The 14,460-nt window shown below is 69.4% G+C and carries 16 protein-coding genes and 1 tRNA gene; 9 read left to right on the plus strand and 8 right to left on the minus strand.

The features are described 5' to 3' along the window. Window positions 1-2 precede the first annotated feature (2 nt). Window positions 3-821 carry a putative ABC transporter permease gene (locus Q5716_RS14270; protein ID WP_305003823.1) on the minus strand — a complete coding sequence of 273 codons (819 nt, stop codon included), beginning with the start codon at window positions 819-821 and terminating at the stop codon, window positions 3-5. 72 nt (window positions 822-893) lie between these two features. Between Q5716_RS14270 and Q5716_RS14275 the strand changes: the two genes are divergently transcribed. Further along, the gene (locus Q5716_RS14275) at window positions 894-1,586 is read left to right on the plus strand and encodes an alpha/beta fold hydrolase (RefSeq protein ID WP_305003824.1); all 693 of its coding nucleotides are present in this window, start codon (window positions 894-896) and stop codon (window positions 1,584-1,586) included. Here the strand turns inward: Q5716_RS14275 and Q5716_RS14280 are convergent. Further along, window positions 1,583-1,855, minus strand: a complete 273-nt coding sequence (locus Q5716_RS14280) for a hypothetical protein (protein WP_305003825.1) — start codon at window positions 1,853-1,855, stop codon at window positions 1,583-1,585. The two genes, Q5716_RS14275 and Q5716_RS14280, sit on opposite strands and share 4 nt — an antisense overlap. Before the next feature lie 154 nt (window positions 1,856-2,009). Here Q5716_RS14280 and Q5716_RS14285 point away from each other — a divergent pair. Beyond that, window positions 2,010-2,086 (plus strand) — tRNA-Thr (locus tag Q5716_RS14285). Window positions 2,087-2,138: 52 nt separating this feature from the next. Here Q5716_RS14285 and Q5716_RS14290 read toward each other — a convergent pair. Beyond that, on the minus strand, window positions 2,139-2,399 hold the full coding sequence (locus tag Q5716_RS14290; protein WP_305003826.1) for a hypothetical protein: 261 nt from the start codon (window positions 2,397-2,399) through the stop codon (window positions 2,139-2,141). A gap of 129 nt (window positions 2,400-2,528) precedes the next feature. Next, window positions 2,529-3,011, minus strand: coding sequence for a 2'-5' RNA ligase family protein (locus Q5716_RS14295; protein ID WP_305003827.1), 483 nt, complete (start codon window positions 3,009-3,011; stop codon window positions 2,529-2,531). 44 nt (window positions 3,012-3,055) lie between these two features. Between Q5716_RS14295 and Q5716_RS14300 the strand changes: the two genes are divergently transcribed. Further along, window positions 3,056-4,012 (plus strand): DMT family transporter, encoded by a 957-nt coding sequence (locus Q5716_RS14300; protein WP_305003828.1) that lies wholly within the window; start codon window positions 3,056-3,058, stop codon window positions 4,010-4,012. On the opposite strand, the gene Q5716_RS14305 is transcribed toward Q5716_RS14300, so the two are convergent. Both Q5716_RS14305 and msrB read right to left on the minus strand, forming a co-directional pair. Further along, on the minus strand, window positions 4,013-4,567 hold the full coding sequence (locus Q5716_RS14305; protein ID WP_305003829.1) for a nitroreductase family protein: 555 nt from the start codon (window positions 4,565-4,567) through the stop codon (window positions 4,013-4,015). Beyond that, window positions 4,568-4,969, minus strand: a complete 402-nt coding sequence (msrB, locus tag Q5716_RS14310) for a peptide-methionine (R)-S-oxide reductase MsrB (protein ID WP_305003830.1) — start codon at window positions 4,967-4,969, stop codon at window positions 4,568-4,570. Window positions 4,970-5,017: 48 nt separating this feature from the next. Between msrB and Q5716_RS14315 the strand changes: the two genes are divergently transcribed. Together Q5716_RS14315 and Q5716_RS14320 are read left to right on the plus strand one after the other, a co-directional pair. Further along, the gene (locus Q5716_RS14315) at window positions 5,018-5,479 is read left to right on the plus strand and encodes a GNAT family N-acetyltransferase (RefSeq protein WP_305003831.1); all 462 of its coding nucleotides are present in this window, start codon (window positions 5,018-5,020) and stop codon (window positions 5,477-5,479) included. Window positions 5,480-5,640: 161 nt separating this feature from the next. Further along, window positions 5,641-9,690 carry an HtaA domain-containing protein gene (locus Q5716_RS14320; RefSeq protein ID WP_305003832.1) on the plus strand — a complete coding sequence of 1,350 codons (4,050 nt, stop codon included), beginning with the start codon at window positions 5,641-5,643 and terminating at the stop codon, window positions 9,688-9,690. Between the two features lie 60 nt (window positions 9,691-9,750). On the opposite strand, the gene Q5716_RS14325 is transcribed toward Q5716_RS14320, so the two are convergent. Continuing rightward, complete coding sequence (locus tag Q5716_RS14325) at window positions 9,751-10,860, minus strand: heme/hemin ABC transporter substrate-binding protein (protein ID WP_434056622.1); 1,110 nt, start codon at window positions 10,858-10,860, stop codon at window positions 9,751-9,753. Between the two features lie 143 nt (window positions 10,861-11,003). On the opposite strand from Q5716_RS14325, the gene Q5716_RS14330 reads away from it, so the two are divergent. The 4 genes from Q5716_RS14330 (at window position 11,004) to groL (ending at window position 14,086) form a co-directional block, all read left to right on the plus strand. Beyond that, entirely contained in the window at window positions 11,004-11,312 is a 309-nt protein-coding gene (locus Q5716_RS14330; RefSeq protein WP_305003834.1) for a DUF3263 domain-containing protein, read from the plus strand. 3 nt (window positions 11,313-11,315) lie between these two features. Beyond that, on the plus strand, window positions 11,316-11,903 hold the full coding sequence (locus Q5716_RS14335; protein WP_305003835.1) for a LytR C-terminal domain-containing protein: 588 nt from the start codon (window positions 11,316-11,318) through the stop codon (window positions 11,901-11,903). Between the two features lie 179 nt (window positions 11,904-12,082). Beyond that, the gene (locus tag Q5716_RS14340; protein ID WP_305003836.1) at window positions 12,083-12,286 is read left to right on the plus strand and encodes a cold-shock protein; all 204 of its coding nucleotides are present in this window, start codon (window positions 12,083-12,085) and stop codon (window positions 12,284-12,286) included. Window positions 12,287-12,457: 171 nt separating this feature from the next. Further along, window positions 12,458-14,086 carry a chaperonin GroEL gene (gene groL, locus Q5716_RS14345; RefSeq protein ID WP_305003837.1) on the plus strand — a complete coding sequence of 543 codons (1,629 nt, stop codon included), beginning with the start codon at window positions 12,458-12,460 and terminating at the stop codon, window positions 14,084-14,086. 59 nt (window positions 14,087-14,145) lie between these two features. On the opposite strand, the gene Q5716_RS14350 is transcribed toward groL, so the two are convergent. Further along, window positions 14,146-14,436 (minus strand): WXG100 family type VII secretion target, encoded by a 291-nt coding sequence (locus tag Q5716_RS14350; protein ID WP_305003838.1) that lies wholly within the window; start codon window positions 14,434-14,436, stop codon window positions 14,146-14,148. Between the last annotated feature and the right edge of the window lie 24 nt (window positions 14,437-14,460).

Below are 14,460 nucleotides of genomic sequence, written 5' to 3' on the forward strand. Positions count from 1 at the left end.
CGTCAGACCTGGCCCGCGGCGACGAGCCGCGACGCCTCCTGCTCGCGAGCCCGCTCGCCGGCGGCGACGATAGCGGGCGTCGGCTTGCCGATAGTGGGCAGCCACACGATGAGCTTGCGGTGGTGGCCGGAGAGCTCCTGATACTCGGTGATGAGGCTCATGCGCGGGAAGGTGTTCACCAGTACGGCATCGGGCACCAGGCGATCGACGAGACGGCGCCATCCGGAGTCGGGGAGCGTGGCATCCGCGCCGTCTCGCTTCGCCAGCAAGTAAGCGTTCTTCTCCCGCGTACGCCGGTAGGCGAGGAGCGTGAGGATGATCGAGGCGATCGTCGCGAGGACGAGCAGCGAGAGCACCGGCAGGCCGATGGCGACCGGGATCATCGCGAGGACGTGGATGTTGAGCGTGTCGAGCACGTACATCAGCACGAGCGACAAACCGCCCCACATGAGCGCGTACTTCAGGCACACTCTGCCCTGGATGTTGAGGAACTCCTTGCTGTAGTCCCAGTAGACCGCGTGAAAGGCCTTCTCCATGACGAGGCTCGTGATGTATTCGAGCACGGTGCCGACGACGAGGCCCAGCCCGAAGACCGCGAACGGGTTGTCGAAGAACGGCAGGAGCGCGAGGGAGATCACGACTCCACCCGTGCCGTACAGCAGGTTGAAGGGCAGGTAGAGCAGGCCCAGTCGAGACTCGACGACGCCGCGGTACTCGATCGTCCAGCAGTAGAGCATCTCGACGATCACCCCGGCGAAGCTGTAGATGAAGAACAGCCAGAGGGCGATGTAGACGTAGGTGACGACGGTAGCGAGATCCACTCGAGCCTCCCCAGGAGTGCGGTTGCCGAGAGACTATCGGTACCTGTCGGAGGCGCACGGTAGCGTCGCGGCATGGACCTGCTGCTGATTCCCGGTTTCTGGCTCGATGGCGATTCGTGGGGCGAGGTGACGACCCGCTTGCGCGATGCGGGGCGCACGGTGCATCCGCTCACGCTGCCAGGCCTGGAGTCGGTGGATGCCGACCGCTCGGGGATCACCCTGCGCGACCACGTCGACGCCGTCGTCGCCGCGGTCGATGCGATCGGCGAGCGCGTCGTCCTCGTCGGCCACAGCGGCGGCGGATCGATCGCGTGGGCCGTGGCGGATGCCCGGCCGGAGCTCGTGGCCCGCGTCGTGTTCGTGGATTCCGGCCCGCTCGGCGACGGGGGAGTCATCAACGACGAGCTGCCTGTGGTCGACGGGGAGATCCCGCTGCCGGACTGGTCGGTGTTCGAGGACGAGGACCTCGTGGACATGACCGAGGAGCTGCGCGACCACTTCGCGGCGATCGCGAAGCCGGAGCCCGCGCGCGTGGCGAGCGACAAGCAGGTGCTCTCCGATCCGCGACGCTACGACGTCCCCGTGACGGTGATCTGCTGTGAGTTCACGGCGAACCAGCTGCAGCAGATGATCGACGGCGGGGCGCCGTGGGTGGCAGAGCTCGCCGCGGTGAAAGAGCGCGTGCTCATCGACCTGCCGACAGGCCACTGGCCCCAGTTCACGAAGCCCGTGGAGCTCGCGGAGGCGATCGTCGGGGCGCTCTAGCGGCGCTTCTTCGCGGCGAGTGCGCTCGCGGCGCCGTTGCGCATGACTGCTTGCCGAGCTGCGAACGACATCACCGAGAAGACCGCGGCGGCGGACAGGATGCTCCCGAAGGCCACCCACGACCCGATGGAGAGCACCGAAAACGCCGACCCCACCGACCCGATGCTGCCGATCGACCCGATGCTGCCGATCGACAGGAACGACCCGCGGCTGCCGACCGACAGGAACGAGTCGCGCGAGCCGATGCTCAGGATCGAGTTGCGGGCCATGGGGTGAGGTTACTCCTGCCGTGGGGCTCAGCGAGTGGCGAGTTTCGCACCTTCGTGGAGGGATTGTGCACCGGTGAAGGTGCGAAAGTCGCTACTCAGTGCCGTCCTAGCTCGCGGGCTAGTTACACGCGCCCGGTACTATTGACCGGTCCGCGCCTCCTTAGCTCAGTTGGCCAGAGCATCGCTCTTGTAAAGCGAGGGTCATCGGTTCGAATCCGATAGGGGGCTCCAACGAAAACAGGGCCGACCCCGAAGGGCCGGCCCTGTCTCAGGCTGAGGCGGGTCAGACGGCGGGGCCGTCGGTCTCCGTCACGTTGCGGGTCACGCGTGCACCGCTGGCCGGGTCGACACCCGACGTCGAGGTGGTCACGGCCGCGCGCCGACGGAACATCGCGATGAGTCCGATGAGGAACACCACGACTCCGGCACCCATGAGGATGTAGCCGATGAGGTCGATGTTGACGACTCCACCGAGATCGAAGTTGAGGGCGAACACGAGGATCGCGCCGATCACGAACAGGACAACTCCGGTACCGATACTCATTGCTTCATTCCTTTCCGCCCTGGGTAAGGGCTTGTCCCCGAAGGGGACCACTCGACGCTAGAGGTTGGCGGACGCGGGCGAGTAGGGGTTGATTTCCCAGCCGGTTTTGGGGCATGAGAAGAGGTCAATTCACGTCTGGCGCGACTCGCCGCTCTCCGGCCCCCATGCCCACGTCGCCACCACCTCGGCGGCGTCGCCCCTGAGCTCCACCAGTGCCGCGCTCTCCAGGGTGACACGGTCGCCCTCCTGCGGGCGGGTCTTGCCGACATGGGTGATGTGGGGCCGGTAGTTCGGCGAGAGGTACTGCGGCTCCGCGAAGGCCATCCCGTCGAGCACGAGCTGTTCGTGCAGCGCCGTGAGGACACTGGAGGGCTCAACGAGGCTGACCTCTACAGCACCATGCGCGCCGAATAGCGCCTCGACACCGACCTGGATCGCACAACGTCGGGCCCGCCGGAGGACCGGATCGACGAGCGCGACCAGGGCCTCTGTTCCGCCATCCCATCGGAAGTTCTGCCCGACGGTCACGTGCAGCGGCCACGCTCGGCGGGAGAAGGACTGCCCCGCATGCAGGGCCTCGAGCGGGCACACGATGACGAAGGTCTGGCCCATCCCGAAATAGTAGTGACCGCGCCACCCACTAGCCTCGACTAGTCATGTCCACTCAGCACCGCCCCGCATGGGTCACCGTCGTCTGCACCGCGGTCGCCGTCGCGTGCGGGCTCGGGATGGCGGCGCAGGCCCGGGTCAACGGCGAGCTCGCGACGCGCATCGAGAACGGGCCGCTTGCGGCGTTCATCTCATTCGGCACGGGGCTCATCATCATGATCGTGGCGATGGCGTTCTCGCCGGCGGGGCGAGCGGGGGTGGGCCGCGTCGCGGCGAGCATCCGGGAGCGGAGCATCCCGTGGTTCTGGATCCTCGGCGGACTCGGCGGTGCGTACCTCATCCTCTCCCAGGGCCTGGTCGCGGCGACCCTCGGGGTCGCCCTCTTCTCGGTCGGGGTCGTCGCCGGTCAGACGCTCAGCGCCCTCGTCATCGACCGGCGCGGGCTGGGGTCGATGGCCCCGAAGCCGATCACAGCACTGCGGGTCATCGGCGCCCTCCTCGCGCTGGGCGCGGTGATCTTCGCGGGCTCCAGCCAACTGCACGGCGACTTCCCCGTCTGGATGCTCCTGCTCCCGTTCTCGGCAGGCATCGGCATCGCTTGGCAGCAGGCGTTCAACGGGCAGATCCGGGAGGTGAGCGGATCGGCCGTCACCGCGAGCTTCGGCAACTTCGTCGTCGGCACCCTGGCCCTCGGCATCGCGACGCTGGTCGCGAGCCCGTGGAACGGCTGGCCGGACTCGCTGCCGCTCGACCCGGTCGTGTACCTCGGCGGGCCGATCGGCGTCATGTTCATCGTGTGCGGCGCGATCGTGGTCCGCTACATCGGCGTGCTGCTGCTCGGGCTGGGGATGATCGCGGGGCAGCTTCTCGGTTCGCTCGTGCTCGACATCGTGGTGCCCGCTGCGGGGCACGAGCTGGGAATCCCCACAATCGTCTCGACGATCGTCACGCTCGTCGCGGTGTCTCTCACCGCGCTCGGCGGTCGCCCCGCTCGAGCACGCTGATCAGTCGAGCACGCTGATGAGCGGCTCCGCGTCGATCGGCTTGCGCGGCTTCTCCTTGTCGGGGATTCGCCCGCCGACGTAGAGCCAGCCGAGCAGGTGCTCGTCATCGCCGAGTCCGTGCATGCGGTGCACGGCGGCGGCGCGGGTGTGGCCGCCGGTGCGCCACATGACGCCCCAGCCCGCGTCATCCAGCAGCAGCGACAGCGTGTGGGCGACGCCGGATGCGACGGCCTCCTGCTCCCACGCGGGCACCTTGAAGCTGGGTACCGTGCGTGCCACCACGGCGATCAGCAGACTCGCACGCAGGGGTTTCGCGGCGAGCTTCTCGGCGTCCTTGCCCTCGAGCCCGCTCGCTTCGACGAAGGCGGCGCCGAGCCGTTCGCGTGCGGCGCCTCGCAGCTCGATGAGCCGCCACGGCCGCAGGGCGCTGTGGTCGGCCACGGTCGCTGCGGCGGCCACGAGGGGCAGCAGCTCCTCGTGGGTCGGAGCGTCGGCGGTCACGCTCGAGTGCGACCGCCGACGCAGCACGGCGTCGAGCGCCGAGTGGTCGGCCACCTACTCGGCGGCCTCGAACGAGAGGGAGACCGAGTTCATGCAGAAGCGGTCACCGGTCGGCGTCTGCGGCGCGTCGTCGAAGACGTGGCCGAGGTGGGAGCCGCAGTTGGAGCACCGCACCTCGACGCGCTCCATGCCGAGCGAGGTGTCCTTGACGAGTTCGACGGCGTCCTGCTCGCTCGGGATGTAGAAGCTCGGCCAGCCGCAGTGCGAGTCGAACTTGGAGGTGCTCCGGAACAGCTCCTGCCCGCACGCCTTGCACTTGTAGACGCCGGTGCGGTTCTCGTCGAGCAGCTCGCCCGTCCAGGGGCGCTCCGTGGCGGCCTGGCGCAGCACCGCGTACTCCTCGGGGCTGAGCTGCTCGCGCCACTCGGCGTCGGACTTGTCGACGTTGTAGGTCATGGGTTCTCCGTAGAAGGGGTGACGATCACCACCATTAAACTCGGGCGCGTGCCCGAATCTTCCGTGATCGTCCGTCGCAGCGACGAGCTCTCCCTGCGAGAGCTGTACGCGATCCTCAAGCTTCGCACGGATGTGTTCTTCCTCGAGCAGCATGTCGACGAGGAGGAGCTCGACTGGCGCGACCTCGAGGCCGCGACCGTGCACTACGCCGTGCTCGACGAGACCGGCGCGGCGGCGGCGTGCTTGCGTGTACTGCAGGATGCCCACCCCGAGCACCTCGACGCGCGTCGCGTGATCGGCCGGGTCGTGACCCGCGCCGACCGCCGAGGGGAGGGGCTCGCGTCAGCCCTCCTCGGTCGCGCGATCGAGGACTTCGGGTCCGAGCCGATGCTGCTGCACGCCCAGGAGTACGTTGCACCTCTGTACGCGCGGCACGGGTTCGTCGCGTTCGGGGAGGTCTACGAGGAGGCGGGCATCCCGCACATCTCCATGTACCGGGACGCTGGGTAAGGTAATCCTAACCAAACTTTTGACACCGCGACCTGTCTCCCGCTAGCGTCGAAGTTAGCTTAGCCTTAGCTAAAGCTCGGCTCCCCCAGAGCCGACACCTCCCGAGCACCGCACCCTCGAACCGAGCCGTGCGCGCCACGGGTCTACTGGAGCGAACACTCGTGAAGAAAGCCGCGTCGCAGCAGCGCGCCCTGTCCCGGAAGGCGTTCGCGGCCCTCGCCGCCGGCGCCCTCGTCCTCACCGGCCTGTTCGGCTACGGGCTCCCCGCCGTCGCCGACGAGGCGACTCCCGACGTGGTCGTTGTGGACGAACCCGCCGTCGAGGCCCCGGGGGAGGAGGCTCCGGTCGAAGAGGCGCCGGTCGAGGACGCTCCGGTCGACGAGGCGCCCGTTGAAGAGGCGCCCGCCGCCCAGGATGCCCTGCTCCCGTCCGAGGTGGAGGCGGCAGTATCCGCGCAGCCGGCCGCCGACGTGACGGGGCAGGCGAGCATCTCCGTGTCGCAGACCTCCGGCTTCGACCCGGCGGCGACCACGGCAGTGACCGTCAGCGGCTCCGGGTTCACCACTACCGGGAATCTGGGCACGAGGCCGCCGCTCTCGGGCATCCCGGCGGGTGTCTACGTGGTGTTCGGCAAGTTCGCCGACCAGTGGCGGCCGTCGACGGGCGCCGCGTCATCCACCCGCACGGTCCTCGACCAGAAGTGGGCCGCGCCCGGAGCGCCCGCCGCGCTCGCGGGTAACGCGCAGTACGTGCCCCTGAACGAGGATGGCTCGTTCACGGCCACGCTGAACGTCGCCGTCGGCACGTCGGCCAACCCGAACTACGGCATCTACACGTACCCCGCGAGCGGCGCCGTCAATGCGGCTGAGGAGCTCTACACACCGATCACTTTCCGCACTCCGAGCATCTCGGTCTCGCAGACGGACGGCTTCGACCCGGCCGCGACGACGCAGGTGACGGTCACAGGCTCGGGCTTCACGGCAGCGGGCAACCTCGGCACGAGGCCGCCGCTCTCCGGCATCCCGGCGGGTGTCTACGTGGTGTTCGGCAAGTTCGCCGACCAGTGGCGGCCGTCGACGGGCGCCGCGTCATCCACCCGCACTGTGCTCGACCAGAAGTGGGCCGCGCCGGGGGCTCCGGCGGCGCTCGCGGGCAACGCTCAGTACGTGCCCCTGAACGCCGACGGAACCTTCACCGCCACACTGAACATCGCCCCAGGCACGTCGGCGAATGCCAACTACGGTATCTACACCTACCCCGCGAGCGGAGCGGTCAACCCGGCGGAGGAACTGTACGTGCCCGTCACGTTCGCCGTTCCGGCCACCGCGACCACGACGACGCTGAGCGCGCCCGCGAGCATCCTCGTAGGGGACACGGTGTCGCTCACCGCCACGGTCGCGCCGGCTGCGGCGGGCACCGTGACGTTCTTCGCCGGATCGACCGAGCTCGGCTCACACGACGTGACAGCCGACTCCGCAACCGTCACTCAGTCCTTCGCGCCTGACGCAGCCGGCGTCGTCACCCTCCGCGCCGAGTTCGAGCCGGCCGACGCCGACGCGTTCGCCGCGTCGAGCGACGAGCAGGAGGTCACGGTCACCGAGCCGACGGTCGAGGAGCCTGAGGCGACCGCTCTGGACCTCACCGCCTCTCCGTCCGCGGGGGCTTCGGTCGGCTCGACCGTGTCGCTCTCCGCGACCGTCACCCCGGCGGCTGCGGGAACGGTGGCGTTCTCGGTCGGCGGCACCGTCATCGCGACCGCGCCGGTGACCGCCGAGTCCGCCACGGCGACGGCGGAGTTCGTTCCGACGGCCGCGGGCACGCTCGGGATCGCGGCACAATTCACGCCGACGGATGCCGCGGCCTTCGACCCCTCGCAGGACTCCCTCGAGTACTCCGTGACCGCCGCCCCTGCGGCCACCGGTCTCGAGTGGGGCGTCAAGGAGTCCTTCCGCACCTACGTCACCGGTCCGATCGCGCACGGCACGATCACGACCCTCGGCGACGCGGGACGCCGCGGTGACCTCTTCACCTTCGCGGCCACCACGGGCGGCACGTTCTCCGGAGCGACCGGTACCGGCACCGCGCTGTACAGCGGCGGGGTGAACTTCTTCGGCCACGCGGGTGCGCTCGACCTGACGCTCTCCGACCCGAGCATCCGCGTCGACTCCGCGTCGAGCGCGGTGCTCCTGCTGTCCGTCGACGGCGGCGAGGCGATCCCGTTCGCGACCCTCGATCTGGCCTCCGCGAGCCGCACGTCCAGCGATGACACGATCACGTGGGCCGGCGCGCCAGCCTCGCTCACCGCTGAGGGCGCCGCGGCGTTCACCGTGGGCGGGTACACGGCGGGCACGGCGCTCGACCCGGTGACCTTCGTCGTGACGGCGCCGAGCACGGGCCCCGAGCCGGTCGCCACCTCGGTCGCTTTCTCGGCGACTCCTGCGGGCGGCACCACCGTCGGCGGCGCCGTGACGCTCACCGCGACCGTGACGCCGTCGGCCGCCGGCACCGTCACCTTCCGCTCCGGCTCGACGGTACTCGGCTCGCGCCCGGTGACGTCGGGCTCCTCCACGGCGACGCTCGCCTTCACCGCCACGACCGCGGGCATCGCCACGCTGCGGGCGGACTTTGTGCCCAGCGACTCTGCCGCGTTCCTCGGCTCCGCGGCCACGCTCGACTACTCGGTGACCGCACCCGCGGTCGCGGCCGGTTCGTTGCGCTGGGGTGTCAAGTCCTCGTTCCGGTCCTACGTCACGGGCGGCATCGCCCAGGGTGCGATCACCACGAGCGGCGCTGGGGTCGACGGTGGCGAGTTCGTCTTCGGCCAGTCCACGGGCGGCTCGTTCTCGCCGGCGACCGGAACGGGAACCTCGAACTACTCCGGGTCGGTGCGCTTCACCGGGCACTCCGGCCTGCTCGACCTGACGCTCGCGAACCCGGTGGTGAGCATCCAGTCGTCCTCGACCGCGATGCTCCTCGTGTCGGTCGACGGCGGCGCCCCCGTCCCCTTCGCCACGCTCGACCTGAGCGCCGGGTCGTACAGCACGGCAGGCAACGCGGTCGGGTGGTCGGGAGTGCCGGCATCCCTGACGAGCGCGGGCGCGTCGGCGTTCTCCCTCGACGGCGCCAACTTCTATGCGCCGGGAACCGCCCTCGATCCGGTGAGCTTCGTCATCGGCTCGCCGAGCTCGGGTGGTTCCGGGACGCAGACCGTGAGCGCCTACGCCGGGCCCCGTGAGCCGGCCGCGACGCCGCCGTCGAGCGAGGGCATCACGGTGCTGAACCCCGACGAGGTCGTCGCGGGCGGCGAGATCTCGATCCGCGCCGAGGGCTTCGAGCCGAACGAGGAGGAGATCCTCGTCGTGATCTACTCCGACCCCGTTGTGCTCGATCGGGATGCGCGTGCCGACGCGAACGGCGTCGTGACGTGGTCCGGCCGCCTCCCGAGCACGCTCACCGGCACCCACACCCTGACCCTGCAGGGCAGTGTGGACCGCGGCGTCGTGCTCGACATCCCCGCGCGCATCGCGCTCGCGGCCACCGGCTGCACGGTCGAGTCCTCGACTCTGTCGTGGGGCTTCAAGGAGTCGTTCCGCAGCTACATCTCCGGCTCGATCGCCAACGGGGAGTGGACCGTCGCGGGCGGCACGACCTACGAGACTCCGCACTTCGGCTGGGCCGACGGCGACGGGTCGTACGACGCGGAGACGGGGGAGGGAGTGGTGGCCTTCGTGGGCTCGATCACGTTCACCGGCCACGGCGGCATCCTCAACACCACGGTCGCCAACCCGCGGCTGCAGTTCGTCGACGCCGACACCGCCATCCTCCTGCTCGACGTGAGCGGCACCACCCAGGAGGGCACCGCCGTCGACGCGCCCGGCGTGGAGTTCGCGGAGCTGGACCTCTCAGGCGCCACCGAGCTCGTCGACGGAGTGCTGACCGTGACGGATGCCCCTGCCGTGCTGCTTCCCGCCGGCGCCGAGGCCTTCGGCACCTACGAGACCGGGGAGGCCTTCGACCCGGTGTCCGCGGAGCTCGTGCTCGCGAGCGGCTGCGAAGTCGTGGCCGCTCCCGAGGAGCAGCCGGTGGATGACTCTCCCGCCGACGACGCGCAGCCCGTGGGCTGGTGGGTGTGGGCGATCGCGATCGCCGCGCTCCTCGCGCTCGTCGTCGCGATCGTGGTCTTGGTGCTGCGCCGCCGCACCGCGGAGTAACCCGCACGGCACGAGGGCCCCCGACCGGCTGATCCGGGTGGGGGCCCTCGTCGTTCGGGGCTACTGGCCGGGGGCGTAGATCGCGCGCGCGAGTGCGTCGAGCACCCCGGCGGTGCGGGGTCCGAAGCTCAGGATGTCCCCGTCCGCCATGTCGACGAAGCGGCGGTGCTGACCGGCGGCGGTCAGGGCGATCGCCGGCTTGGAGGCGAGCAGTCCGTCGACGCCGTCGACGCTCGCGAGGCCGTCGGTCATCACGAGGATGAGGTCGGGGTTCGCGGCGACCATGGCTTCGTCCGTCATCGGCCGCGAACCGGAGAAGCCGAGCTCGGCCGCGACGTCGACACCCCCGAGCGAGGTGATGAGCACGTCGGCGCCGGACTCCGCCCCGAAGAGGTAGTAGATGCCGCTCGATCCGCGCAAGTAGAGGAAGAGCATCCGCAACGGCTCCCCGGCGGGCACGATCTCGGCGATCTCGGCGACCTTCGCCTCGATGCCGGAGACGAGCTGCCCCGCGAGCTCCTCGCCGGCGGCAGGCGCGCCGAGCGCCGCGGACACCTGGCGGGCGAGTTCCCCGACCCCGTCGATCGACGGGTCGGTATCGACGAAGACCACGGCGATCCCCGCATCGCGCAACTGCAGCACGACGTCGATCGGGCCGATCGTGCCGTCCGTGATGACGACGTCGGGTCGCAGCGCGAGGATCGCCTCACTGTTGACAGTGTGGCCGCTCGAGGTGACGACCGGCAGGTCGGCGGCCTCCGCGAAGGTGGTGGAGATGTCGCGGCCCACGACCGATCCGCCGAGCCCGAGCCCGAAGACGGTCGCCGCGATCGAGCCGGAGAGGTCCATCGGGATGATCCGGTCGGTCGTCGTCACGGTGACCTCGCGGTCGCCGTCAAGGTCGTGGGACGTGACGGTCACCGGCAGGTTCTGCTCGGGAGCCGGGAGCGCCGGGATGCCCGAATCCGCGAGCACCGCGGTCGATTCGCCGACGTAGGAGCGCGGGTCGTCGAGTACGTCGAGCTGGGAGAGCGGCACCGAGGGGTCGCCGGTGGTCGTGGGACTCGTGGTCGCGGCGGGCGCCGTCGTCGCGCAGCCACCGAGGGCGACGAGAAGGGCCGCCCCCGCCGTTGCGGCCAGCACGGCGGAGAGTCTCGAGCGGGTGCGCATGGGGGCCAATCGGTCGGAGCAAGTACTTAGGCGATCCTAACTCGTGCGCGATCAGCGGCAGCCGGGAATGCGTCGTCGCCCGCGAGGCTGCCCGGATGCCGTGTCCCGGGGCCCTATGCTGGGCGCGACCACCGGGAGGAACAGTGGGCGCGCAGCCGCAGCACGAGCAGGAGCCGGAGTCCGGGCTCTCCGACCGTGACGCGCGCATCCTCGACTTCGAGCGCCGCTGGTGGACGCACGCGGGAGCGAAGGAGGAGGCCATCCGCTCCGAGTTCGCACTCAGCGCGGCCCGCTATTATCAACTGCTGAACGCGGTGATCGATACGCCCGAAGCGGTGCGACACGATCCGATGCTGGTGAGGAGACTGCTCCGGGCGCGCGACGCTCGCACGAGCGCCCGAGCCGCCAGGGCGTTCAGGATCCCCGCCTCCGACGAAGAATCGAACGACTGAGCTATGGCCTCATACCCTAAGGACCGCTTCGACGAGCTGCCCGCGGACCTGCAGCGCGTCGGCGCCCACCGCGGCCCCCGACCGCGCGGCCGCGGCTGGATCATCGTCGCGTGGTCTGCCCTCGCGACCGGTCTGCTCGTATTCGGAGGCCTCTTCGGCATCAGCAAGTTCCTCAACATCGACCTCGAGATCGGGCTCTTCCCCGTCGCGGAGACCCCGACTCCGACCCCCACCCCCACGCCCACGATGGACCCGCTCGACCCGACGGCTCTCGACCCGGCCCGGGCGATCACGGTGACCGTGCTCAACGGCACTCCGATCGTCGGCCTGCAGAACACGGTGGGGCAGCAGCTCGCGGCGCTCGGCTGGCCCGTCCTCACGATGGCGAACGCGTCGGCGAACGATGTCGAGAAGACCTACGTCTACTACAGCGACCCGCTGAACGAGGATGTCGCACGTGGTCTCGTCGTCTCGATGGGCAAGGGCGACATCCGGCTCGTGTCGCCGGAGACGTTCCCCGGAGCGCCGATCACGATCGTGCTCGGCGCCGACGAGGAGACCCCCGCCGACGAGGAGACGCCGGCGCCGTAACCGGCCCGACCGGCCTCGAAATCGCTCGCCGTTTAACGGGCGTGTTACGGCCGTGTTTAACTTTCCCGCCCAGGCCCGTTCTGGCCTTTTCTGCCCGCTTCCGCCCTGTTCTGCTCGGCTACCATCTGGAACTGGTTGCCCCCTCAGGCCACCGCAGCAATCACAGCAGGGAGTAACACATGGCGAACGGAACCGTGAAGTGGTTCAACGCTGAGAAGGGCTACGGCTTCATCACCGTCGACGGCGGCGGACAGGACGTCTTCGTGCACTACTCGGCCATCGATATGGCCGGCTACAAGGTGCTCGAGGAGGGCCAGCAGGTCGTCTTCGAGGTCGGCACCGGCTCGAAGGGCCCGCAGGCCGAATCGGTCAAGCTGGCCTAGTCGCCCCACAGTCACCTGCGCCGCCCCTCGGGGCGGCGTTCGTGCTTTCCGCCCTCCTTCGTGCTTTCTTGCACTCCCCAGGGTCGAGTGCTAGTTTTTCCTTTGGCACTCGCGCGTTTCGAGTGCTAAAGAATTCGTTTGCATGACGTCCGGGAGGGACGAGAAACACACATGGCAAAGATCATTTCCTTCAACGAGGAGGCCCGCCGCGGCCTCGAGCGCGGCCTGAACATCCTGGCCGACGCCGTCAAGGTCACGCTCGGCCCGCGCGGACGCAACGTCGTGCTGGAGAAGAAGTGGGGCGCCCCCACGATCACGAACGACGGCGTCTCCATCGCCAAGGAGATCGAGCTCGACGACCCGTACGAGAAGATCGGTGCGGAGCTCGTCAAGGAGGTCGCCAAGAAGACTGACGACGTCGCCGGTGACGGAACGACCACCTCGGTCGTGCTCGCCCAGGCGCTCGTGCGCGAGGGACTGCGCAACGTCGCCGCCGGCGCCGACCCGATCAGCCTCAAGCGCGGCATCGAGAAGGCTGTCGCGGCCGTCATCGCCTCGCTCGTCGAGAGCGCCAAGGAGATCGAGACCAAGGAGGAGATCGCCGCGACCGCGTCCATCTCCGCCGGTGACACCGAGATCGGTGCGCTCATCGCCGAGGCGATCGACAAGGTCGGCAAGGAGGGCGTGGTCACCGTCGAGGAGTCGAACACCTTCGGCACCGAGCTCGAGCTGACCGAGGGCATGCGCTTCGACAAGGGCTTCCTGTCGGCGTACTTCGTCACCGACCAGGAGCGCCAGGAGGCGGTCTTCGAGGACCCGTACATCCTCATCGTCAACAGCAAGATCTCCAACATCAAGGACCTGCTGCCGATCGTCGACAAGGTGATCCAGAGCGGCAAGCAGCTGCTCATCATCGCCGAGGACGTCGACGGCGAGGCGCTCGCGACTCTCGTCGTGAACAAGATCCGCGGCATCTTCAAGTCGGTCGCCGTCAAGGCCCCCGGCTTCGGTGACCGCCGCAAGGCCCAGCTCGCCGACATCGCCATCCTCACCGGTGGCCAGGTCATCTCCGAGGAGGTCGGTCTCAAGCTCGAGAACGCCACCCTCGACCTGCTCGGCCGCGCGCGCAAGGTCGTCATCACCAAGGACGAGACCACGATCGTCGAGGGCGCGGGCGACCCCGAGGCCATCGCCGGCCGCGTCAAGCAGATCCGCGCCGAGATCGAGAACACCGACAGCGACTACGACCGCGAGAAGCTCCAGGAGCGCCTCGCGAAGCTCGCCGGCGGTGTGGCGGTCATCAAGGCCGGTGCCGCGACCGAGGTCGAGCTCAAGGAGCGCAAGCACCGCATCGAGGACGCCGTCCGCAACGCGAAGGCCGCCGTCGAGGAGGGCATCGTCGCCGGTGGTGGCGTCGCGCTCATCCAGGCCGGCAAGACCGCGTTCGAGTCCGCCGCCATCACCGGTCTCTCCGGTGACGAGGCGACCGGCGCGAACATCGTCAAGGTCGCGGTGGATGCCCCGCTCAAGCAGATCGCCCTCAACGCCGGCCTCGAGCCGGGCGTCGTGGTGGACAAGGTCCGCAACCTCCCCGTCGGCCAGGGCCTCAACGCCGCCACGGGCGAGTACGTCGACATGCTCGCCGCCGGCATCAACGACCCGGTGAAGGTCACCCGCTCGGCGCTGCAGAACGCGGCGTCCATCGCGGGCCTCTTCCTCACCACCGAGGCCGTCGTCGCCGACAAGCCGGAGAAGGCCGCCGCTCCCGTCGGTGACCCCACCGGCGGCATGGACTTCTAAGTCCGACTGGCGCACGAGAAGCGGCCGGTCTCCCTCGGGAGGCCGGCCGCTTCCTTGTTCTAGCGCTGGAACAGGCGGGCGTTCGAGCTCTCGATCTCGGCGTACTGCTGACCCGCGTGGCCGAGAGCCTGGCTGATCGCGCCGAGGTTCTCCTCCACGCGCTGCTGGGTCGACTTCCACTCGTTCACGACGGCCGAGAAGGCCGAAGCCGCCTGCCCCGTCCACGAGCCCTCCAGTGCGGAGAGCTGGCCGTAGAGACCGGCGACCTCCGCCTGGATCCGAGCGATCGTGCCGCGGGCGGCGCCGGTCGCGTTGAGCACTGCTTCACTGTCAACTTGGTATCGCGTCATGGGGTGACGGTAGCTCCGCGGCGG

The organism is Antiquaquibacter soli (genome assembly GCF_030580675.1).
GTDB classification, from domain to species: Bacteria; Actinomycetota; Actinomycetes; order Actinomycetales; family Microbacteriaceae; genus Rhodoglobus; species Rhodoglobus soli.

What these genes read in the sequence shown, in the direction of transcription:
- Q5716_RS14275 (WP_305003824.1), top strand. Translation starts at nt 894, where the DNA reads ATGGACCTGCTGCTGATTCCCGGTTTCTGGCTCGATGGCGATTCGTGG.
- Q5716_RS14280 (WP_305003825.1), bottom strand. Translation starts at nt 1,855, where the DNA reads ATGGCCCGCAACTCGATCCTGAGCATCGGCTCGCGCGACTCGTTCCTG.
- Q5716_RS14290 (WP_305003826.1), bottom strand. Translation starts at nt 2,399, where the DNA reads ATGAGTATCGGTACCGGAGTTGTCCTGTTCGTGATCGGCGCGATCCTC.
- Q5716_RS14295 (WP_305003827.1), bottom strand. Translation starts at nt 3,011, where the DNA reads ATGGGCCAGACCTTCGTCATCGTGTGCCCGCTCGAGGCCCTGCATGCG.
- Q5716_RS14300 (WP_305003828.1), top strand. Translation starts at nt 3,056, where the DNA reads ATGTCCACTCAGCACCGCCCCGCATGGGTCACCGTCGTCTGCACCGCG.
- msrB (WP_305003830.1), bottom strand. Translation starts at nt 4,969, where the DNA reads ATGACCTACAACGTCGACAAGTCCGACGCCGAGTGGCGCGAGCAGCTC.
- Q5716_RS14325 (WP_434056622.1), bottom strand. Translation starts at nt 10,860, where the DNA reads ATGCGCACCCGCTCGAGACTCTCCGCCGTGCTGGCCGCAACGGCGGGG.
- Q5716_RS14335 (WP_305003835.1), top strand. Translation starts at nt 11,316, where the DNA reads ATGGCCTCATACCCTAAGGACCGCTTCGACGAGCTGCCCGCGGACCTG.
- Q5716_RS14340 (WP_305003836.1), top strand. Translation starts at nt 12,083, where the DNA reads ATGGCGAACGGAACCGTGAAGTGGTTCAACGCTGAGAAGGGCTACGGC.
- groL (WP_305003837.1), top strand. Translation starts at nt 12,458, where the DNA reads ATGGCAAAGATCATTTCCTTCAACGAGGAGGCCCGCCGCGGCCTCGAG.
- Q5716_RS14350 (WP_305003838.1), bottom strand. Translation starts at nt 14,436, where the DNA reads ATGACGCGATACCAAGTTGACAGTGAAGCAGTGCTCAACGCGACCGGC.